Source organism: Phytohabitans houttuyneae (assembly GCF_011764425.1).
Taxonomy (GTDB): Bacteria; Actinomycetota; Actinomycetes; order Mycobacteriales; family Micromonosporaceae; genus Phytohabitans; species Phytohabitans houttuyneae.
Map to the genome: position 1 here is coordinate 2,139,726 of NZ_BLPF01000001.1, position 23,013 is coordinate 2,162,738.

The 23,013-nt window shown below is 70.1% G+C and carries 11 protein-coding genes and 2 pseudogenes; 3 read left to right on the top strand and 10 right to left on the bottom strand.

The features are described 5' to 3' along the window. Positions 1–116: 116 nt before the first annotated feature. From dpgB to Phou_RS09655, 6 genes and pseudogenes are all read right to left on the bottom strand, one after another. Positions 117–827: an enoyl-CoA-hydratase DpgB gene (gene dpgB, locus Phou_RS09635; RefSeq protein WP_218578911.1), complete on the bottom strand. Its 711-nt coding sequence runs from the start codon at positions 825–827 to the stop codon at positions 117–119. Then, positions 824–1,948 (bottom strand): 3,5-dihydroxyphenylacetyl-CoA synthase DpgA, encoded by a 1,125-nt coding sequence (gene dpgA, locus Phou_RS09640; protein WP_173055454.1) that lies wholly within the window; start codon positions 1,946–1,948, stop codon positions 824–826. Before dpgA ends, dpgB begins: the two co-directional genes overlap by 4 nt. Positions 1,949–2,137: 189 nt before the next feature. Next, positions 2,138–3,166, bottom strand: a complete 1,029-nt coding sequence (locus tag Phou_RS09645) for a ParB/RepB/Spo0J family partition protein (RefSeq protein WP_218578913.1) — start codon at positions 3,164–3,166, stop codon at positions 2,138–2,140. Positions 3,167–3,729: 563 nt separating this feature from the next. Then, the gene (locus Phou_RS54940) at positions 3,730–4,980 is read right to left on the bottom strand and encodes an aminotransferase-like domain-containing protein (RefSeq protein ID WP_308784484.1); all 1,251 of its coding nucleotides are present in this window, start codon (positions 4,978–4,980) and stop codon (positions 3,730–3,732) included. A gap of 63 nt (positions 4,981–5,043) precedes the next feature. After that, a pseudogene (locus Phou_RS54945) lies at positions 5,044–6,063 on the bottom strand (alpha-hydroxy acid oxidase); the annotation flags it as partial. 19 nt (positions 6,064–6,082) lie between these two features. Beyond that, positions 6,083–6,961 (bottom strand): siderophore-interacting protein, encoded by an 879-nt coding sequence (locus Phou_RS09655; RefSeq protein WP_173055458.1) that lies wholly within the window; start codon positions 6,959–6,961, stop codon positions 6,083–6,085. Between the two features lie 239 nt (positions 6,962–7,200). Between Phou_RS09655 and Phou_RS09660 the strand changes: the two genes are divergently transcribed. Then, positions 7,201–8,004, top strand: coding sequence for an alpha/beta fold hydrolase (locus tag Phou_RS09660; protein WP_218578915.1), 804 nt, complete (start codon positions 7,201–7,203; stop codon positions 8,002–8,004). Positions 8,005–8,749: 745 nt separating this feature from the next. On the opposite strand, the gene Phou_RS09665 is transcribed toward Phou_RS09660, so the two are convergent. Both Phou_RS09665 and Phou_RS52420 read right to left on the bottom strand, forming a co-directional pair. Next, positions 8,750–12,238, bottom strand: coding sequence for a non-ribosomal peptide synthetase (locus tag Phou_RS09665; RefSeq protein WP_173055460.1), 3,489 nt, complete (start codon positions 12,236–12,238; stop codon positions 8,750–8,752). Between the two features lie 62 nt (positions 12,239–12,300). Continuing rightward, positions 12,301–18,308: pseudogene (locus tag Phou_RS52420) on the bottom strand (amino acid adenylation domain-containing protein); the annotation flags it as partial. 520 nt (positions 18,309–18,828) lie between these two features. Here Phou_RS52420 and Phou_RS54375 point away from each other — a divergent pair. After that, a complete protein-coding gene (locus Phou_RS54375; protein WP_218578917.1) occupies positions 18,829–19,671 on the top strand; it encodes an ABC transporter ATP-binding protein in 843 nt (280 codons plus the stop codon). Between the two features lie 82 nt (positions 19,672–19,753). Next, positions 19,754–20,779, top strand: coding sequence for an ABC-2 membrane transporter-related protein (locus Phou_RS09695; RefSeq protein ID WP_173055464.1), 1,026 nt, complete (start codon positions 19,754–19,756; stop codon positions 20,777–20,779). Positions 20,780–20,864: 85 nt separating this feature from the next. Here the strand turns inward: Phou_RS09695 and Phou_RS09700 are convergent, their stop codons facing one another. Then, positions 20,865–21,395, bottom strand: a complete 531-nt coding sequence (locus tag Phou_RS09700) for a flavin reductase family protein (RefSeq protein WP_173055466.1) — start codon at positions 21,393–21,395, stop codon at positions 20,865–20,867. An 8-nt stretch (positions 21,396–21,403) separates the two neighbouring features. Next, a complete protein-coding gene (locus Phou_RS09705; protein ID WP_173055468.1) occupies positions 21,404–22,993 on the bottom strand; it encodes a tryptophan halogenase family protein in 1,590 nt (529 codons plus the stop codon). Positions 22,994–23,013 lie beyond the last annotated feature (20 nt).

Here is a 23,013-nt window from a genome sequence, read left to right on the forward strand (position 1 = left end):
CGGGAGCGACGGTCCGGACCACGACGGGCGTCGCGGTAGCTCACCTCTGCCTTTGTCCAAAATGGAGCAACGACAATCGGCCCGACCGCGGTGGTCGGGCCGATCGCGTTTTCGGGTCAGGCCGGTGTCGCCTCGGCGGCGGCCCGCCGCAGCGCCCGGTCGCAGGCGGCCAGGTGCACGCCCAGCGCGTCCTCGTAGCCGACGCTCTGTGCCTCCGAGGTGAGCTGCCGGCGCACGGCCAGCTCGGTCCCGGAGCCGGCCGCGACGCGGCGGACGGCCGCCGCGAGAGCCGCGGAGGGATCACCGCTCACCTCGTGCACGAGGTGCAGGTCGCGCGCCTCGTTAGCGGTCAGCGCACCGCCGAACAGCGCCGCCCGGCGGACCACGCCGGCCGGCAGCTGGCGGGACAGCCGGTAGAGCGACATCCCCGGCCACATGAGGTCGCCCTCGGTCGAGAGCACCAGCCGGGCCGACTCGCCGGCGATCCGCAGGTCGGTCACGAGCAGCGCGTCCAGCGCGGCCCCGCCGCAGTCGCCGGTGGCCACCGCGATCGTGGCGGCCGGAAGCCGCTCCAGGCGGCGCAGCGCCTGCTCCCATTTGCTCACGAGCTTGACCGTCAGCCCGCCGGCACGCGCCCCCGCGGGCGCACCGGCCGCCTGCACCACCACGATGGCCTTGCCATCGAGGTCTTCCGCCCGGTCGCAGGCCGCGGCGACGGCGGCGGTGTGGTCGACCAGCCGCCCGTCCGCGCCGTCGATCCGGACCACCAGAACATCGCCGTCGCCCGACACGCTCACGTCGGTGAACATGTTGCTCCCCCCGTTCACCACTGCACCAGCACCGTCTCGATTGTGGAGCCCGGTCCCATCGTCATCAGTACGCCGTAGTCCCCCGGCGCCACGATCCGCTCGCGCAGCAGGCGCTGGTAGGAGAAGAGGAACGAGCCGCTGGACAGGTTGCCGTAGTCGCGCAGCACACCGGTCGTGTGCCGCAGGTCGTGCCGGGTCAGCCCCAGGTTCACCCGCACCGCGTCGATGACCTTCTTGCCGCCGGAGTGGACCAGCCAGTGCTTGACGGCGCCGCGGCGCAGGCCGGCACCGGACAGCAGGCGGTCCACGACCTGCTCCGCGTGCGCGCCCACCACATACGGGATCTCGGGGTCGAGGAAGAAGCTGAACTTGTTCTGCTCGTCGTCCCAGTCGTAGCGCATCGCGTCGAACGCGTCGGTGATGATGTGGCTGGCGAACGACAGCACGCGCGGGCCGTCGAAAGCGGCCTCGCCGCCGGTCGCGGGCGCCATCAGCGCGATGGCCGCCGCGCCGTCGCCGAAGAGGCTGTTGACCACCGCGGTGCGCATCGTCGAGTCCATCACGTACGCCGCGGAGCACGCTTCCGCGCACACCATGACGGCCACGCGGCCCGGGTTGGCCTTCGCCCAGTTGGCGGTCGCGTTGAGCCCGTTGAGGCCGGCGTTGCAGCCCATGCCGACGACGTCGGCGCGGTGGCAGCTCGGGTCGATGCCGAGCTCGCGGATGAGCAGCGCGGTCAGGCCCGGCGTGAGGAAGCCGGTGGACGTCACGCAGCACAGGTAGTCGATGGCCGACAGCGTGATGCCCGCGTCCGCCAGCGACGCCCGCAGCGCGTCGGCGCCCATCTCGACCGCGAGCTTCTTGTGCTTCTGCAGCAACGCACCCTGCCGCTCCTCGGCGAAGGTGCCGTCAGCATTGAGCGGCGGCACCGTCAGGTGCCGCCGCTCGATGGCGCTGTTGCCGAACACCGAACGCACCTTCGGGTCGGCGATCCGGAACATGTCGAGCAGCTCCTGCTGCGTGTACGACATGTCGGTGACAGCCGTGCCGACGCCGATGATCTGCGCGTCCGGGACGACCGTCTCGTGCCGGGCCGCACTGAGGGCGTGGGGCGCCGGGGCGTTGAGGGTCAGTGTCATCGGAACGTCCACCCCCACATACGGGGTTTGCTGCGCGGACGGAACACTACCGTGGTCATGTCGACCGCCTTTCTGCGTCGTTCGGACATGGGTAGGGATACCGGCACGGGACAGCGGACGCTGTCCCGTGCCGTCGTCGTTTGGCCCACGCGACACAGCGCGCGGGAGCTGAGCGGGCAACGGCGCCAATCAGGCCGTTTCGGCGGTGCGTTGCTCGAGTTCGTTGGCCAGCTGCAACCACTCATCCGCACAAACCCGAGCCACGTTAGCGACTATGTACGTGCAGTGTGGAGGCACCTTACCCACCACATCAAGCCGCTCATCCGACCGGATCGCACGCGAAAAAATCCACCGCAACAACATCCGACCAGACTCCGTAAACCGCAACGACGGATCACTCTGCAACCCACGCAACATCGAAGCCAACCGCGGACCCTCAACACCACCCACACCAAACGACTTCACACCCGAACCATCACCACGCCCACGACGCACCGACGGCACCGGATCCTCACCACGCTCAATCCGCTTCCGCACATCCCGCACCGTCGACGGCGACACCCCCGCCTCCCGCGCCACCTCACGCAACGACGCACCCGGCCGCTCACGAATAATCGCCGAAGCCCTCAACCGACCCTCAGCATTATCCAACGGACGCACCCGACCATCCCGACCAGTCCGCGCCCGCACCTCACCATCCCCACCACCCAACGAACGACGACGAACATTCCCCACCGTCCGCGCACCCAACCCCGTCACCGACGCAATCGCCCGATCCGACCAATTCGGATGCGACGCAATAATCCGCTCCGCAGCCCGCGTCCGATCCGCCAACGACAACGGCAACCCATGAGCAATATTCGTCTGCACCGCAAGCACAAACGCTTCCTGCTCCGAACCATCAAAAAACCGAACCTCAATCAACTCGTCACCACGCAACAACGCAGCACCAAGCCGATGATTACCATCAATCACCCGCATCGAAGAACGATGCACAATAATCGGAGGCAACCGCTGATCCACACTCGCCAACATACGAGTATGCTCAATATCCTCCCCCGCCTGCCGCGGCGAATTCGCCGGCAGGATGGTTTTGACCGGCACCCATTCTGTTTCCACAGTCTCCGCGGGTGTTGCCTGGATCAATACCGACGAACTTCTCCACACCGCTGGTTTGGGTTGGTCCAGGACCGTCCCGACCAAACTCGCTTGTTCCACGCCTGTCGTCCTCCCCCGTTTGCGTGCAACTCCTGGCAAAACGCGAAGACCAATCGCTTTTCGCGCTCACAGCCGCCAAGAAGATCGATGCCCGTAATGACTGCGAAGCTAGCCGACGGGGACACACGTGTGCGACCGCGCACTTTACGCACTCGAACATCGATGCGAGGGGCGGATGCGAGGGGAACTTGCGTTCGCCAATAGCGGGTTTGGTGCCGATTTGCACTGCATTGGGGCGACTGCGCCATCACGCAGTCATACGAACGTAGGAGGCGATCTTACCCAACAGGGCGCCTGTTTCACCAGGGCGGGTCAAGCGAGCCGGCCCGGTAGGCGGCGCGACGTAACCCTCCGTCGTCATATCTCGCTCCACTGGCGGCGGAGACTCCCCCGCGCGACCCCATGGACATCGATTGTCACTTTTCGGCAAAGCTAACGAGAATACGATTTCCCTGCCCTGGAGCAGCAGATCTTTGCACTGCCCGTGAATCTATTGCAGCCTCAAGCAAATGCCAAGCCGACACGCTTGGTTATGGTTTGGTTAGCCCTGCGTCGACTGGAGATTACTGGCTCATGGCGATCTGGGCGTTGATGAACCGGGCCAGGCGAGCGGTCCCCTCCGCAATCTGCGCGCCGGTGAGGTAGCTGGTCGACAGCCGGATGCCCCGCTCGCCCCCGCCACCGGGATGGAAGTAGGACATCGGCGTCCACAGCACTCCGAACTCTTCTGCGGAACGCACCAGGGCCGCGTTGTCGGCGCGGAAGGGTACGGAGACGCTCAGGAAGAAGCCGCCGCTCGGCCTGTTCCAGGTGACGCCCAGCTCGGTGCGGATGGCCGGCGGAAACCGCTCGTCGAGCTGCTCCAGCATCAGGCGCATCGACTCGCCGTAGTGGGTGGCCGGTCCGGCGTTGAGGGCGGTGAGGCTGCTGTCCGCGGCGAGGAGCGCGCCCGCGACCGCCGCCTGGCTCAGCGACGAGGTGTTCACCGTCACCATGCTCTTGATCCTGGTCAGCTCGCCGGCGAGCAGGCCCGCCCGACCGTCGTCGTCGACCACCGGCTGGTCGGCGACGACGAAACCCACCCTCGCGCCCGGGAAGATCGTCTTCGAGAACGAGCCGAGGTGAACGACCTGCCGCCGCGTGTCCAGCGACTTGAGCGTCGGCAGCTGCGCGCCAGGACTCACCAGCCGGTACGGGCTGTCTTCCAGCACCAGGACGCCGGCCTGCGCGGCGATGTCGAGCAGCACCCGCCGCGCCTGCAGCCGCATCGTGGTACCGGCCGGGTTGGAGTGGTCCGGGATGACGTAGAGCGCCTTCGGGCGGCGACCCCGCGCCACCTGCGCCGCGATCGTCTCGGCCACGTCGGCGGGGTCGAGCCCGTCCGCCCGTTCCAGGACGGGCACCACCTCGATGTCGAGCAGCCGCGCCACCCCGCTGATGCCGACGTAGCAGGGGCTGGACACGAGCAGCACGTCGCGCGGTTCGGAGAACAGCGCGCGCAGCGTGAGAAGCATCGCCTCCTGCGCGCCCACGGTCACCACAATGGACTCGGCCGCCACGTCGATGCCTTCGTCGCGCCGCAGCGTGTCGGCGATCAGCTCGCGGATCTGCCCGGCCGTCGGGCCGTACTGGTACATCGCGCTGCGGATCTGCTGGGGTGTACGCCCCTCGTCCTCGAGGTGCTTGAGGTACCGCCTGATGTGGTCGAAGATCTGCTCGGTCGAGAAGAACTCGTCGTTGGGACGCCCCGGCGCGAACGAGATCGCCTCGGGGTAGCGCATCGCGATCTCGTTCAAGAAGTTCATCGTGTCCATGACCGGGTCGGACAGGCTGGCGTGCAGCTCCGACCGGCGCAGCGCGATGCCGCCGCTGGCCGGCTCGACGGGCGTCACCAGGTCCGGGCCGGCCGCGGCCACGTCCTTGACCCCGGCGAGCGACATGGCCTCGACCAGCTCCTCCCGCACGATGTCGAGGACCTGGGCGACGCCGGCCTGGTCTCCGATCGCGAGCCCGTGCAGCACCGGGCGGCCGAGCAGCACGCCGTCCGCGCCGAGCGCGAGCGCGGCCAGCACGTCGGTGCCGCGGCGCACCCCGCCGTCGACGAGGACCGCGCAGGTCCCCGCCACCGCGGCGGCGACCTCGGGCAGCACGTCGAGTGCCGGCGGCGCACCGTCGAGCTGGCGGCCGCCGTGGTTGGACACCACGACACCCTGCGCGCCGGCCTTTGTCGCTTCGAGCGCGTCGGCCCCGCTGAGGACGCCCTTCACCACGACGGGCAGCGAGCTTTCCGCACGCAGCCACTCCACGAACGACCAGTCGAGCGCCGGGTCGAGGTCGGCCCCGCCGGGAAGGTTTGCCGCTCGCACGCCCGCGGGGAGCGTGAACCCGTTGCGCTCGTCGCGCAGCCGCCGGCCCGGGTGCGGCGTGTCCACGGTGAGCACCAGTGCCCCGAAGCCCGCGGCCTGCGCACGTGCCACAAGGTCCCGCGTGATCCCGCGGTCGCGGAAGCAGTACACCTGCGCCCACAGCGGCGCGCCGGCCGCCTCGGCGAGCTCCTCGAACGTGCGCCCGGCGAACGCGCTCACCACGACCGGGAGGCCCGCGGCAGCGGCGGCGCGCACGGTCGCGAGCTCACCGTCCGGGTGCAGCAGCGTCTGGTACTCCAGCGGGGCGACGCCGAACGGCGCGGCCCACCGCCGGCCGAGGATCGTGGTGTCGGTGCGCGGCGTGCCGGCGGCCCGGAGCGCGGTCGGGCGCAGCCAGAACCGGTCGAAGGCGGCGCGGTTGGCGGCGAGGGTGCGCTCCTGCCCCGCTCCGCCCTCGATGTAGTCCCAGATCGCCGGCTCGAGTCGCGACTCGGCCAGCCTGGCTACGTCGGCGAGGGTCTGGATGCTCATGCACCGCCTCCTACTTGTCTCACTGGTGAATCCCGCTGCGAGGCGCCGGCGGGGCGTCGTCGACCGGGTGGGCCGCTTTCCACGCCCGCCACGCCTCGTCGTTCATGCCGAGGCGCCAGTAGCCGGAGATCGACAGCTGGTCCTTGCGCAGGCCGCGCTCCTTGAAGAGGTGCCGGCGCAGCAGGTGGGTCGCCCTGGCCTCGCAGTGCACGAACGCGTCGACCTCCCCGTCGCCGAAGCGCATCCGCTCGACGGTACGGACGACGTCGTCGCCCTCGGCCCGGTGCAGCCAGGTGACGTCCAGGTCGGCGGCGCTCACCAGCGGCTGGTGGTCGGCGGCGTCGGTGACGTCGAGGACCACGCGGGCCCGCGCGCCGATGTCGAGGGCCTCCAGCGCCGCGGCTATCGCGGGCAGCGCCACCTGATCGCCGACGAACAGGTGCCAGTCGGCGTGCTCGTTCGGCCGGTACCGCCCGCCCGGCCCCTGCATGAGCACGTCGTCGCCGGGCTCGACGCTCGCGAGCCACGACCGCGCCAGGCCGGGGCGGCCGTGGTCGAAGAAGTCGATGGCGAGCTCGCCGGCCAGCCAGTCGACGTACCGCACGGTGTAGGTGCGGGTGCGCGGCCAGTGCTCGCGCGGCAGCCGGGCGAGGATCCACCGCATGTCGAAGTCGTCCGGGTACGTGACGCCCGCCCGGGGAAAGAGGATCCGGACGTGAGCGTCGGTACACCCGTTCTCCTGGAAGGCCGACAGCCCCGGACCACCGGCCACCATGCGGGTGACGCGCGGACTGATCCTCTGGAGGCTGCGGACCGTGAGCCGGAAGGTGGGGCACCCGTTGACCGAGCCGCGGACCGCGGTGGTGCCCGCGAGCGGGGGTCGGGTCAGCCGCACCATCTGGCTGCCCTCCCCTGTGGACGCGATGGCGTTGGATTTGTTGGATGTTCCGCCAGCGTCACAGGGTGATGCGGCGGGCGCAATCGATGTACAACCGAAGCGGTGACTCAGTCGCACAGGCTGGGATAGGTTCGTGCGCTTCCGCGGTGTTGACGGTGTCGCGCCCCACGATGCGATAGTGAAACACGCTCCACTCTCCGGCCGCGCCTCTCGCGGACCGTCCTATTCGGAGGATTCACGTGCCGTACCTGGCCGCCAACGGCATCCAGCTCTCCTATCAGCGCTCCGGTAGCGGCGAACCCGTCCTGCTCATCATGGGATCGTCGGCCGCGGGTCACGTCTGGACGTTGCATCAGACACCCGCGCTGCACAAGGCGGGATACGAGACCGTCGTATTCGACAACCGCGGCATCCCGCCGTCGGACGCGCCGCCCGGAAAGTACACGCTCCCCGAGCTGGTCGCCGACACCAAGGCCCTCATCGAGGAGCTCGACCTCGCCCCCTGCCGGATCGTCGGCACGTCGATGGGCGCGATGATCGCGCAGGAGCTGGCGATCGGCTGGCCCGACCTGGTCCGCTGCGCGGTGCTGATGGCCACACGAGCCCGGGCGGACGCCGTCCGTCTGGCTCAGGCCGCCGCCGACCGCGCCCTGATCGAGAGCGGGATCAAGCTGCCGGCGAAGTACGAGGCCGTCGAGACGGTCATGAAGATGCTGTCGCCGACAACCCTCAACAACGACGACGCCATCGCCGGGTGGCTGGAGGTCTTCGAGCTCGCGGGCGAGGCGAGCACCACGGCCAGCGGCCAGGTGTGGGTCGACCTCCTCCAGGACCGCCGCGACGCCCTCCGCACGATTTCCGCTCCTTGCCGCGTCATCGGCTTCGCCGACGACCTGATCACCCCGTCACACTTGGCCGCCGAGGCCGCGGACGCCATTCCCAACTGCGACTTCGTGGAGATCCCCCGCTGCGGCCACCTGGGCTACCTGGAGCGCCCCGACGAGGTGAACGCCGCCATCATCGAGTTCCTCGACAAAAACTGACGCCGCGTCTTCCTTGAGGCTCCCGCGGCCTCACCCTCCGCCGTAGCGCGGCCACCCTGACGCCCCAGTCCGCGGCTGGGCTCGGACCCTAGGGATGGGGCGGGAGGAAGCGGGACCCTCTCAAGCTGGTAGCAGCAATGCGCCCAGTCGACAGCCCGGCTATACCCGTCACCGCCACCGGCGCTCGCGGCCGCTTCCCCACCGCCGCGTCGCTGGCCGGGCTGGCCGGCGTCGCACTCTCGGCCGCCGGATGCGACAGGTCCGCGTGGCCGCGTTTCGGCTGGGCCGTCGACAACAACTCCGCGGCGCGGTCCATCGACTCGACACCGGATACGGATCAGCCGGCGAACCGAACGGACCCCGACACCGGCGCCCCGTAGGCCACCGGCAGCTCCGGCACCGACGGCGCCACCCCAACCGCTCGACGCGGTTTGAGGCCGGCCCTTGCTCTGTGCCGAAGAACGCCGGGGCCCTCTACACCGAAGCCAGCGCCTGCGGCCAGCGCCCCCACGCCGCGCGCATCCTGGCCCCAGGGCCCGCCTCGGGCCCTGCGACAACCGCCGACACCCGCGCTGTGAGCGTTCCCCTCGAAGGCTGGGCGCATTGCTGCTACCAGCTTGAGAGCGTCCCGCGGCCCAACCCCGGCGGGGGTTGGTTCTGCAAACGCGGAGGGTGAGGCCGCGGGAGCAACGGTCCGGACCATCGCGGACGTCGCGGTAGCTCAAAGCTTCTTCGGGTCGAAGGGTCAGGAATCCCTCCGCATCGGGCGCAGGGCGGGGCGCTCCGACTTCGTCGTCGGCAGCGCGCCGGCGAGCTCGGCCACCGTGGGCGCGTCGAAGAGCTCGCGGACCTCGACCTCGACGCCGAGGGCCGACCGGATCCGGGAGGTGAGCCGGACGGCGAGCAGCGAGTGGCCGCCGAGGTCGAAGAAGTTGTCGTCCACGCCGACCGAGTCAAGGCCGAGTACCTGGGCGAATGCGCCGCAGAGCAGCTCCTCCGTGCGGTTGGCCGGCTCCCGCCTCGGCCCGGCGGCCACCGCGGCGTCGGGCGCGGGCAGGGCCTTGCGGTCGAGCTTGCCGTTTGGCGTGAGGGGCAGCTCGAGCAGCACGACGACCGCGGCCGGCACCATGTAGTCGGGCAGGCGCTGGGCGGCGTACTTGCGCAGTGACGTGGGCAGCTCGCCATCCGCGTCCTCGGGCTCGTCCGGCACGACGTAGGCGACGAGTCGCCGGTCGCCGGTGCTGTCTTCGCGGGCCACCACGACAGCCTGGGCGACGGCCGGGTGGGTTTGCAGGACCGTTTCGATCTCGCCCGGTTCGATGCGGAAGCCGCGGATCTTGACTTGCTCGTCGGCGCGGCCGAGGAAGACGACGTTGCCACCGGCGGTCCACTTGGCACGGTCGCCGGTGCGGTACATCCGCTCGCCGCTGCCGAACGGGCACGCGACGAACCGGGCACCGGTCAGGCCCGCCTGGCGCACGTAGCCGCGGGCCACACCGGCACCGGCGACGTACAGCTCACCGGGCACACCGACCGGCACGGGCCGCAGCCCGTCGTCAAGGACGTACAGACGGGTGTTCCCGATCGGGGAGCCGACCGGGACCACGCCGCCCTCCACGGCGTCTGCGGTCAGCTGTGTGGTGGCGACACCGATCGTGGTCTCGGTCGGACCGTAGTGGTTGAACACCTTCCGGCCGTTCTGATCCGCCGCGGCCACCAGCTCCCGCAGCCAAGCAATCGGCGCTGCCTCACCACCCAGGACCAGGGACCGGGCCGGCAGCACTCCGGCGACATCGGAGCCGCTGGACAGCGCGGCGAGATGGGACGGGACAGCCTTTACGTAGTCGATGCGGTGCTCGGCCAGGTATCGAGATACCGCCGCCGGGTCCACGACCGCCCGCTCGTCGAGGATGTGCAGCTGACCGCCGGTCGCGAGGCTGATGAAGACCACCGTGTTGCCGAGGTCTGTCACCTGGGCTTGCAGCAGTGCGTAGCGGGCGTCCTGGCCGGTCCACTCCAGACGGTCCGACACGCTCGACACATAGTTGGTCAGCGAGCCGTGGGTGACCGCGACACCCTTCGGCGTGCCGGTCGAGCCCGAGGTGTAGATGACGTAGGCGAGGTTGCCCGCATTCGGCGTCACGCCGACCGGGGTGTCCGGGCTCGCGTTGATCATCATCTCCACCAGCGGAGAGTCGATCGCCACCAGACGCACCCGACCCGCCGGCAGATCGCCGATCACGTCCTCGGTGCCCAGCAGCATCGTGGCCTTGCTGTCCGCGGCCATGAACGCGATGCGGTCCACCGGCAGCGTGGCGTCCACCGGGAGATAGGCCGCGCCGGCCTTCCACACGCCGAGAATCCCCGTGATCATCTCCACGCCGCGGGGCAGGCAGAGACCGACCACCGACTCGGCACCCACACCCTGCTGGCGCAGGTAATGACCGAGCCGGTTCGCCGCCGCGTCCAGCTCCCGGTAGGTCAGCTCGACGCCGTCGGCGACCACCGCCACCGCATCCGGGCTCGCCGCCACCCGCCGCTCGAACAGCGCGGTCACCGACTCGTCCGGCACGGCGGCCGAGGTGTCGTTCCAAGCGGACACGACGCTGGTCCGCTCGGTCTCGCCGAGCACGTCGACGGCGTGTACCCGCACCTCGGCCGACCTTGTCACGACGTCGAGCACGCGCCCCAGCCAGCCGGCGAACCGCTCCGCCGCATCGGCGTCGAACAGGTCCGCCGCCACCGTCACCGAGCCACGCAGCCCGGCCGGCCGCCCCTCGCCGTCGAACACCTCCCCCACCAGCACGTCCAGGTCGAACTTCGCGGCCGGCTTGCCGGCGAAGACCGCCTGCGCCTCGACGCCGGTCAGGTCCAGCACGTCGACGCCGGTCTGGGTGGTGGAGGCGGGGTTCAGCATCGTGAGGACGACCTGGAAGAGCGGGTGCCGGGCCCGCGATCGGGCCGGTGCCAGCTCCTCGACAAGCCGCTCGAACGGCACATCCTGATGCGCCAACCCGCTCAGCGTCGTCTCCCGCACCCGCGACAGCACCTGCCGGAACTCCGGATCACCCGACAGGTCCGTACGGATCACCAGCGTGTTCACGAAGCAACCCACCAGGTCGTCGACGGCGCCGTCGGTGCGGCCCGCGATGGCCGAACCGATCGGCACGTCGTCGCCGGCGCCCACGCGGGACAGCAGCACGGCCACCGCGCCGTGCAGCACCATGAACGGCGTCACGCCCTCGACCCGCGCCAGATCCACGAGCCGCTGATGTACCTCGGCCGGCACCTGCAACGGCACGCTGAACCCACGGTGGCTCGCCACCTGCGGGCGCGGCCGGTCATGCGGGAGCGCCAGCTCGTCGGACATCCCGGCCAGGGCCTGCCGCCAGTAGCCGATCTGGGCCGCCAGCAGGCTCTCCGGATCGCCTTCGTCGCCGAGCAGCTCGCGCTGCCACAGCGTGTAGTCCGCGTACTGCACCGGCAGCGGCTCCCACGCCGGCGCCACACCACGGATGCGGGCGGCGTAGGCGGCGGACAGGTCGCGGCTCAGCGGCCCCATCGACCAGCCGTCGCCCGCGATGTGGTGGACGACGAGCACGAGGACACCCTCGTCCGCGCCGCTGTCGAACAGCCAGGCCCGCACCGGCACCTCGACCGAGAGGTCGAACGCGTGCTGCGTCGCCCGCGCCACCGCGGCGTCCACATCGGACGCACCGACCCGCTCGACCTCCAGCCGCCAGTCAAGGTCCGCCGGCTCCAGGATCCGCTGGTACGGCTCACCCTCCTGGGTGGGGAAGACCGTGCGCAGCGACTCGTGCCGGCCGATCACGTCCTGCAGCGCGGCGTCGAGCGCGACGGTGTCCACGGCGCCGGTGAGGCGGACGACGATCGGGAGGTTGTAGGTCGGGCTGGGGCCTTCGAGCTGCGCCAGGAACCACAGCCGCCGCTGGGCGAACGAGAGCGGTACAAGCTGGGGACGGTCACCCGCGCGCAGCGCCGGGCGTACCCGATCGGTCTCCGCCTCGTCCAGCAGCGCCGCGAGGCCAGCCGGGGTGGGCGTCTCGAAGAGGGTGCGGATCTCGATCTCGACGCCGAGTACCGCCCGGATCTGGGAGGTGAGCCGCACCGCAAGCAGCGAGTGTCCACCGAGGTCGAAAAAGCTGTCGTCGACGCCGACCGAGTCGACGCCGAGCACCTGCGCGAACGCGGCGCACAGCAGCTCTTCGCGCACCGTCCCCGCGCGGCGTCCACCGCTGGCACCGGTCGCGTAGTCGGGGCGGGCAGCGCCTTGCGGTCGAGCTTGCCGTTCGGCGTGAGGGGCAGATCGGACAGGGTCACAACGGCGGCGGGGACCATGTACTCCGGCAGCCGCTGCCCGACGAAGGCTTTCACGTCGGCGTCGGTGAAGCCCGGCTCGTCCAGGTCGTCCGGCACGACGTAGGCGACGAGTCGCTTGTCACCCGCGCTGTCTTCGCGGGCCACCACCACAGCCTGGGCGACCGCCGGGTGGGTTTGCAGGACCGTTTCGATCTCGCCCGGTTCGATGCGGAAGCCGCGGATCTTGACTTGCTCGTCGGCGCGGCCGAGGAAGACGACGTTGCCGCCGGCGGTCCACTTGGCACGGTCGCCGGTGCGGTACATGCGCTCGCCGCTGCCGAACGGGCACGCGACGAACCGGGAGCCGGTCAGGCCGGCCTGGCGCACGTAGCCGCGAGCCACGCCGGCGCCGGCGACGTACAGCTCACCGGGCACACCGACCGGCACGGGCCGCAGCCCGTCGTCGAGGACGTACAGACGGGTGTTGCCGATCGGGGAGCCGACCGGGACCACGCCCCCGTCCACGAGGTCCGGGGTCAGTTGTGTGGTGGCGACACCGATCGTGGTCTCGGTCGGGCCGTAGTGGTTGAACACCTTCCGGCCGCCGGCCGCGGCGACCAGCTCCCGCAGCCAAGCAATCGGCGCGGCCTCACCACCCAACACCAGGGACCGGGCCGGGAGTACGCCCGCCATCCCGGCGCCCGCCGACAGCGCGGCAAGGTGGGACGGAACAGCCTTCACGTAGTCGATCCGCTGGTCGCTGAGGTAGCTCGCGACCGCCACCGGATCCACCACCGCGTCCTCGTCGAGGATGTGCAGCTGACCGCCGGTCGCGAGGCTGATGAAGACCACCGTGTTGCCGAGATCCGTCACCTGCGCTTGCAGCAGGGCGTAGCGGGCGTCCTGGCCGGTCCACTCCAGACGGTCTGACACGCTCGACACATAGTTGGTCAGCGAGCCGTGGGTGACCGCGACACCCTTCGGCGTGCCAGTCGAACCGGACGTGTAGATGATGTAGGCGAGGTTGTTCGGGTCCGTGCGCACGCCGACCGGGGTGGCCGGGCTCGCGTTGATCATCATCTCCACCAGCGGAGAGTCGATCGCCACCAACCGCACCCGACCCGCCGGCAGATCACCGATCACATCCTCGGTGCCCAGCAGCATCGTGGCCTTGCTGTCCGCGGCCATGAACGCGATCCGGTCCACCGGCAGCGTCGCGTCCACGGGCAGATACGCCGCGCCGGCCTTCCACACGCCGAGAATCCCCGTGATCATCTCCACGCCGCGGGGCAGGCAGAGACCGACCACCGACTCGGCACCCACACCCTGCTGGCGCAGGTAATGGCCGAGCCGGTTCGCCGCCGCGTCCAGCTCCCGGTAGGTCAGCTCAGTACCGTCGGCGACCACCGCCACCGCATCCGGGCTCGCCGCCACCCGCCGCTCGAACAGCGCGGTCACCGACTCGTCCGGCACGGCCACGACCGTGTCGTTCCAGCCGGACACGACCCGCACCCGCTCCGCCGGATCGACCACGTCGACGGCGTGTACCCGTACGCCGGCCGAGGCCGTCACGACGTCGAGCACCCGGCCGAACCAGCCGGCGAACCGCTCCGCCGCCGCGGCGTCGAACAGGTCCGCCGCCACCGTCACCGAGCCACGCAGCCCAGCCGGCCGCCCTTCAGTGTCGAACACCTCCCCCACCAGCACGTCCAGGTCGAACTTCGCGGCGGCCCGCGAGGTGGCACGCGGTTCGAGGGTGACGCCCGCCAGGTCGAGGGTGATCTCGTCCGGGTCGAAGACCGTCAGCACCACCTGGAAGAGCGGGTGGCGGGCGAGCGACCGGGCCGGCGCCAGCTCCTCGACAAGCCGCTCGAACGGCACATCCTGATGCGCCAGCCCACTCAGCGTCGTCTCCCGCACCCGCGACAGCACCTGCCGGAACTCCGGATCACCCGACAGGTCCGTACGGATCACCAACGTGTTCACGAAGCACCCGACCAGATCGTCGACAGCCTCGTCGGTACGGCCCGCGATAGCCGAACCGATCGGCACGTCCACACCCGCGCCGAGCCGGGACAGCAGCACCGCCAGCGCCCCGTGCAGCACCATGAACGGCGTCACGCCCTCGACCCGCGCCAGATCCACCAGCCGCTGATGCACCTCGGCCGGCACCTGCAGCGGCACACTGAAACCACGGTGGCTCGCCACCTGCGGACGCGGCCGGTCATGCGGCAGGGCCAGCTCCTCCGGCGCGCCGGTCAACGCCTGCCGCCAGTAGCCGACCTGCTTCGACAGCAGGCTCTCCGGATCGCCTTCGTCGCCGAGCAGCTCGCGCTGCCACATGGCGTAGTCCGCGTACTGCACCGGCAGCGGCTCCCACGCCGGCGCCGCACCACGGGTCCGCGCCGTGTAGGCCGCGGACAGGTCGCGGCTCAGCGGCCCCATCGACCAGCCGTCGCCCGCGATGTGGTGCATCACCAGCACCAGCACGCGCTGGTCCGCGCCGCTCTCGAAGAGCCAGGCCCGCAGCGGCACCTCGGCCGAGAGGTCGAACGCGTGCTGCGTCACCCGCGCCACAGCTTCGTCCACATCGGACGCCGCGACCCGCTCGACGCTCAACCGCCAGTCCAGCGCGGCCGGCTCCAGGATCCGTTGGTACGCCTGGCCTTCGCGGCTCGGGAAGACGGTGCGCAGCGACTCGTGCCGGCCGATCACGTCCCGCAGCGCGGCGTCGAGCGCCTCGGTGTCCACGGGCCCGGACATGTTCAGCACGAGCGGCGCGTTGTAGGTGGGGTTGGGCCCCTCGATCTGCCCGAGAAACCAGAGCCGCTGCTGGGCGAAGGAGAGCGGGATCCGTTCCGGGCGCGCCATCGGCCTGATCGGGCTGGCCGCCGGGGCCTCGCCGGCGCCGCGCGACTCGATCCACTCGGCGAGCTCGGCGACCGTGGGCGCTTCGAAGAGGGTCCGCAGCGGTACCGCCGCTCCTGTCGTCGCCCGGATCCGGCCGAGCAGTCGCGTCGCGGTCAGCGAGTGGCCGCCGAGCGCGAAGAAGCTGTCCTCCACGCCGATCGTGTCGAGCCCCAGCGCGTCCGCGAATTCCGCACACAGCCGCTCCTCCAGGGCGGTGGCGGGCGCCCGGCCGCCGCCGGTCCGGTACTGCGGTGCGGGAAGGGCCTTGCGGTCGACCTTGCCGTGCGGGGTCAGCGGAAGCTCGGCCAGCACGACGATCGCGGCCGGCACCATGTGCTCGGGCAGCCGCTCGCCGGCGAACGCCCGCAGCTCCTGCTCCTCGACGTCGCCCACAACGTAGGCGACGAGCCGCTTGTCGCCGGGTACGTCCTCCCTGACGAGGACCGCGGCCTGCGCGACGCCGGGGTGCCTGAGCAGGACCGCTTCGACCTCGCCGGGCTCGATCCGGAATCCGCGGATCTTCACCTGGTCGTCGGCCCGGCCGAGGAAGACGAGCTGGCCGTCCTTGTTCCACCGGACCCGGTCGCCGGTGCGGTACATGCGTTCGCCGGAGCCGAAGGGGCAGGCCACGAAGCGCGCCCCGGTCAGCCCTGCCCGGCCGATGTACCCGCGCGCGAGCCCGGCACCGGACATGTACAGCTCGCCCGCCTCGCCAACGGGCGCCGGGCTCAGCTGGTCGTCGAGCACGAAGGCCCGCATGTTGGTGATCGGGGTGCCGATCGTGGGGTCGTCCCCGGCGACGAGCCGCGGCGAGATCGTGGCGGCGACTGTCGTCTCGCTCGGCCCGTACCCGTTGAACATCTGCCGGCCCGGCGCCAGCCGCCCGATCAGCGTGGCGTCCAGCGCCTCACCGGCCGATACGAGCGTGGTCACCGAGGCGAGGGCGTCGGTGTCCATGGCGGACAGCACCGCGGGCGGCAGTCCGGCGTACGTCACGCCGTGCCGGGAGATCACCTCGGCGAGGCCGGCACCCGGCAGCAGCTCGTCGGCGTCCGCGACGACCAGCGCCGCCCCGGTGCACAGCGCGGAGAGCACCTCCCACGTCGCGGCGTCGAAGCCGATGGACGCGAACTGCAGCACCCGCTCGCCGGGGCCGACGCCGAACCGCTGCTGGAGCGTGGCGGTCAGGTTCACCGCGCCGGTGTGGCTGAGGCCGACGCCCTTCGGCGTGCCGGTGGAGCCGGAGGTGTAGATCACGTACGCGAGGCCGTCCGGCGACACGCTGACCGCCGGCGTGGTGGCCGGCTGGTTGTCGACGACGGTCCGCACCAGCGGGTTGTCCATGTGAACGGGGATCACGGCGGACGAGGGCCCGGCGGCAGGGCCGTCCGAGGCGGTCAGCAGGACCTTCGCGCCGCTGTCCTCGATCATGAAGGCGATCCGGGCGGCGGGGTACCGAGGGTCGATCGGCAGGTACGCGGCGCCGGCCTTGAGCACGCCGAGGAGCGCGACGACGAGGTCCACCCCGCGTTCCAGCGCGACGGCGACCACCGACTCCGCGTCCACGCCGAGCCCTCGCAGGTACCCAGCCATCCGGTTGGCCCGCTCGTCGAGGTCGGCGTAGCTCAGCTCGACGCCGTCGCCGACGACCGCGGTGGCGTCCGGCGCGGCGGCGACCCGCGACTCGAACAGCTCGACGATCGAGCCGCCCCCGGTCGGCCACCCGGTCGTGTTCCAGCCGACCAGCACGCGGCGGCGCTCGTCCACGCTGAGCAGGCTCGTCCGGGACACCGGCTCGTCGGGCGCCAGCTCGGCGAACGCGCGCAGCACCCGCAGGTACCGCACGGCGATGCCCTCCGCCGCGGCCGGTTCGTGGATGTCGTCGTTGACCTCGGCCTCGATGACCATCTCGGCGGTGCCCGGCCGGTCGTAGACGTTGATGCGCTGGTCGTGGGTGGGCCCGGACCACAGGGTGCGGGCGACCGCCGTGCAGGCGCCGAACCGCTGCGGGTACTCGAATCCCATGATGTTGAGGCTCAGGTCGAAGAGCGGCGCGCCGTCGACGATCTTGAGGTCGCGCAGCATGTCCTCGTACCGGTACCGCTGGTGCCGCATCGACGCGCGCACGACCCGCGAGGTCTGCCGCACGACTTCCGCGAGGGTGTGCCGCGGATCGATCCTGAGGCGCAGCGGCAGTACGTTGGCGGTCATGCCGACGGCGGCGAGCTCGTCGGTGTCGCCCCGGCCGAGTGCCGGCACGCCGAGGACGATGTCGCGTGCGCCGGTGACCCGGTGGCGGTACACGGCGGCGGCCGCGATCGCCAGCTGGGCGAAGCTCGTGCCGTACCGCGCGGCGGTCGTCCTGAGGTCGGCGGCGTCCTGGCGCAGCAGCGGCCGGGCGTGCCGCGTCAGCGTGTCCGGCAGCCACCGGCGCCGTCCGGCGTGCCGCGCCGGCTCCGGCGGGTCGGCAAGCGTGTCGAGCCAGAAGCCGCGGTCGCCGGCGAAGTCGGCCGACTGCCGGTAGTCGCGCTCCGCGTCGAGCAGGACGGAGATCGGCTCCAGCTCGGCGTCCGGCGAGCGGCCCTCGGTCAGCGCGTCGTAGTTTTCGGCCACGGCCGAGGTGAAGAGCGAGAGGCTGTAGCCGTCCACGACGAGGTGGTGCAGGCGCTGGTACCAGAAGTGCCGCCGCGGCTCGAGCACGAAGACGATGTGGACGCAGAGCGCGCTGCCGGTCAGGTCGATCCGCTGGGCGCGGTCGGCCCGCATCAGCTCCTCCGCGGCCGCCTGCGGGTCGGCCTCGCCGCTGACGTCGACGACCCGGATGGGGCACTCCCCGCTGGGTCGACGTACTGCCGGGGCCCGCCGCCGGAGTCGGTGAAGCGCAGGCGGAACGCGTCGGCCCGGTCCAGCGTCCGCCGCAGCGCCTCCTGGAAGAGCTCGACGTCGAACTCGCCACGGAGCTCCACGTACTCGCTGACGTTGAACGCCAGGCTCTCCGGTTCGAGCTGTTGAGCGTTCCAGATGCCCAACTGTCCGGCCATCAGTTCGCGGAGCACGTTCTCAGCAGCAGCCATTCCGCTTCCTCAGTCCTTGGGCCACGCCATGCGGCAATCAAACTCGCGGCCATCTTGTACGACGGCCATCCCCGCACGCCATGGCGTGCGGGGATGGTGTGAGCGCAGGATCGGCACCGGCCCGAAAAGGGCTGTGCAACTGGTGCGACGCTTCAGTCGAACAAGCAGAATCCCGGCCGACATTGGCATCGTGCCGCTTTACGGCGATGGTTGGCCATTGGACTAAGTGGACACTCGACCGGCGGGCGCACGCGGCGCGGTCGGGGTCAGGCTGGGCTCGCGCCGGGCGCGGTGCGCCAGGGTCGGCGGCTGCCCTTGACAGCCGAGGTGCACCTTGTCATTCTACTAGTATCGTAGTTATATACAGGTAGCGCAGTTTGCGTCAGTCATGCCTCTTGCCTCGGGGGCCCTTCAGCCGGCACCGCGCGTGCTCAGCGTGCCGCCGCCGCGCGGATTACCGCAGGCCGGAGCAGACCCCTTTTCCGTGTTCGTGTCTGAGAAAGGCCGCGAGGGTGCACCCATGATCCCAGTCCTCCACACCCAAGGACTCACCAAACTCTACGGACAACACCCCGGCCTCATCGAGGCCAACCTCACCATCCCCGCCGGCCGCGTCGTCGGACTCGTCGGCCCCAACGGCGCCGGAAAATCCACCCTCCTCGGCCTCATCTCCGGCATGCACAAACCCACCCACGGCACCATCCACGTCCTCGGCAACAAACCCGCCGCCAACGCCCACCAACTCGCCCGCGTCGGCTTCGTCGCCCAAGACACCCCCGTCTACCCCACCCTCACCGTCGCCGACCACCTCAAACTCGGCGCCAAACTCAACAAAACCTGGGACCACCACCTCGCCCAACGCCGCATCAACCAAGTCGGCCTCAACCCCAACCACAAAGCCGGCCGACTCTCCGGCGGCCAACGCGCCCAACTCGCCCTCGCCCTCGCCGCCGCCAAACGACCCGACCTACTCATCTTCGACGAACCCGTCGCCGCCCTCGACCCCCTCGCCCGCCGACAATTCCTCCAAAACCTCATGGAATTCGTCAGCGAACTCAACGTCACCGTCATCCTCTCCTCACACCTACTCTCCGACCTCGAACGCGTCTGCGACTACCTCATCCTCCTCGCCGCCGCCAAAGTCCAACTCGCCGGCGAAGTCGACGACCTCCTCGCCACCCACTTCCGCCTCACCACCACCCCCACGACCTCCACCACCTCCCACCCCAACTCGACATCATCACCACCCACCACACCAACCGACACACCACCCTCATCGCCCGACGCACCACCACCACACCCATCCCCCACACCATCCACACCGAACGCATCGACCTCGAAGACATGGTCCTCGCCTACATGACCCGCGCCACCAACCCCACACCCACCCACTACCAGCAGCAGCCGTACAACACCGGCTGGCCGCACCCGATGGAGGCACAGCGATGACCTGGCTAACCTGGCGGCAGTTCCGCGCCCAGTTCTTCGCGACCGTCGGGCTGCTGGTGATCCTCACGGCGTACCTGATCTACCTCGGCACCTCGATGCGCAGCGCCTACACCTCTGACATCGTCGGCTGCCTCGCCGCCAACGGCTGCCAGCTCGACGACGCCAAAGACCGCTTCATCCAGGACTACCGCAGCCTCGTCACCATCCCGGCCATCATCCTGATCGCGGTGCCCGCCATCATCGGCGTCTTCTGGGGCACGCCGCTCATCACCCGCGAGCTGGAGACGAACACCCACCGTCTGGTGTGGAACCAATCCATCACCCGCACGCACTGGCTCGCCGTCAAGCTCGCCGTCGTCGGCCTCACCGCGATCGTGACCACGGCCGCCTTGTCGCTGCTGCTGACGTGGGCCGCCAGCCGGTACGACCAGACCCTGGGCAACCGGTTCGACCCGCTCTCCTTCGCCACCCGAAACGTCGCACCACTCGGCTACATCACGTTCGCCTTCGTTCTCGGCCTCACCGTCGGCCTGCTCATCCGCCGCACGGTCCCGGCCATGGCCGCCACGCTCCTGATCGTCGGCGTCGTGCAGCTGCTCCTTCCGACGATCACCCGCCCGTACCTGCGCCCGCCGGCCACGATCACGGTGGCCTACAACCAGGAGACGCGGTTCAACGGTGGGCAGTTGAGCGTGAGCCCGGCCGAGCCGTTGATGATTACCGGCTACTCCATTCCGGGTTCGCTGACGCTCACCGAGCGCACGCCGCTGCTGACCTCGGGGGGCAAGCAGGTCAGCGCCACGGACGTGCAGGACTGCACGAACGCTCCCGGCCAGTCGGAGGTCACCGCCGCGTCATGGGACGCGCTGGAGCAGTGCATCGGCGGCAAAAACCTCCACTTCGAGATCGAGGCGCAGACTCCCGACCGGTACTGGCCGTTCCAGTGGACCGAGTTCGGTGCGTTCCTCATCATGGGGTTCGTGCTCACCGGCGTCGCGTTCTGGCGGATCCGGCAGCTGTAAGCCCGAAAGCGAATGCGTCCCGAGACGGCTGTCTCGGGACGCATTTTTTGTGCCCGGCCGCGGCCGCGCGGATGGTGAAGGTTCGTCAGGCGATGGCCGGTGCGGTGCTGGACCACTGGCCGTACTGCCGGAAGCCGTACAGCAGGGCGCTGTCACTGCGCAGCCGCTCGACCGACCGCACCGCCCCGATGACGATCACATGATCGCCAGCGGGGTGGGTGCGTTCGACGACGCAGTCGGCGACGGCGTGAGCCGCCTCGACCAGCGCGGGGCTGCGCGTGTGGAGCGTCGGGCGCCAGAGCACGCGGTCGAACCGGTCCGGTGCGCCCGAGGCGAAGAGCGAGGCGACCCCCTGCGCGTCACCGTGGAGCAGGTTGACGGCGAACCCGCCGCTCCTGACCGCGGCCTGTAGCGTCGGGCTCTCCGTACGCAGGCACACGAGCAGGGTCGACGGGTTCATGCTGAGGCTGCACAGCGCCGAGCAGGTCATGCCCCACGGCGCCGCGTTTGCATGCTGGGCCGTGACAACCGAAACCCCGGTTGGGAACGACGCCATCATGTCGCGGAAGTCGACGTCCATCGTCAGTCCTTCCCCGCGCTCCCGCAGATCGTCCATGCGAGTGCTCAGATCTCGTTGCGCATCCTCTTGAAGTACTCGTTCTGCGTCGGCAGCTTCTGCACAAGCTCCTTCGCCTTGCCGGCGATGAGCTGGAACTCGGCCAGCGCGGCCTTCTCGTCGGCCAGGCTGAGCGCCGGCGACGGCTTCACGTCGATGCCACCCATGCCGAGCAGGATGCAGTTGTACGAGTAGGGCGGCAGCCCGTGGTACCGCGAGTACACCGTGCTGGCGTCCGGCACCTTGCTCCCCCACATCTCCAGGCGCTCGGCCAGCGAGTCCGGGATCACGCGGGTCTTCGTGTCACGCCAGTACTGGTTGTCCTGCCGCTTCGCCGCGCGGTAGTGCAGCACGAGGAACTCGCGAACGCCGTCCATGACGTGGTTCATCGAGTTGTTGTACTGGGTGCGCAGCGACGGGTCCCAGTCGAGGCCGGGGAAGTACTTCACCAGCTGCTCGATCGCGTAGTGGATGAAGAAGATGCCGGTGGACTCCAAGGGCTCCACGAAGCCGCTGGACAGGCCGATCGCCACGCAGTTGTTGACCCAGGAGCGGCGGCTGCGGCCGATGCGCATCCTGATGTGGTTGGCGGTGGCGTCCTTCGCGGCCGGGCCGACGAACTCGCGCAGCGTGCGCTCGGCCTCCTCGGGCTCGAGGTAGTCGCGCGCGTAGACGTACCCGGTGCCGATCCGGCTGATCAGCGGGATCGTCCAGATCCAGCCGGCGTCCTGTGCGGTGGCGGTGGTGCACGGCCGGATCGGGTCACGGTCCATGTCCATCGGCACCTGCAGCGCGACCGCGCTGTCGTTGGGCAGGGTGTCCTGGTAGGACTCGAACGGCTCGCCGAGCGCCTTGTTCAGCAGCAGCGCGCGGAAGCCGGTGCAGTCCACGAAGACGCCGCCGTCGATCTGGCCGTTTTCCTCGGTCTGGATGTGCGAGACCCAGCCGCGCTCGTCGAGCGCGACGTCCACCACGTTGTCGACGATGTGCCGCACGCCGCGCTGCGTGGCGTAGCGCGTGAGGAACTTCGCGAGCAGGTGCGCCTCGAAGTGGTAGGCGTACGGGAACTGGGCACCCTGGTACTCGGCGATCGTGGAGGGGATCTCCTCGTTCTCCACGAACTCCTGCTCCAGCAGGCGGCCGTCGGCGTACCGCGGGCTGCGCCCGGCGTCGCAGAGCGAGGCCATGACGAAGCAGTCGACGTCGAAGCGGCTGGTCGTCGGGTAGCGCAGCCACCAGTCGGTCATCGGGAAGCCCAGCACCGAGCGCAGCTGCTCGAACGGGTGGTAGAAGTGATGACCTGGCTCGCGCCAGTCCTGGAAGCGGACCGCGAGCTTGTACGTCGCGTTGCACGCCGGCATCCAGTCCCGCTCGGCCAGGCCGAGGAACTCGAAGAAGTGCCGGATGTCGCTGAAGGTGGCCTCGCCTACGCCGATGGTGCCGACGCTCGCCGACTCGACCAGCGTGATCTTGACTCGGTCGCCGAACGCGGCTGTCAGGTATGCGGCAGTCATCCAACCGGCGGTACCGCCGCCGACGATGACGACGTCATTCGCGGCGGTCTCGGTGCCCTGTCCGGTCGAAGGGTCGTTCGCCATTTCCCACTCCATTTCAACGG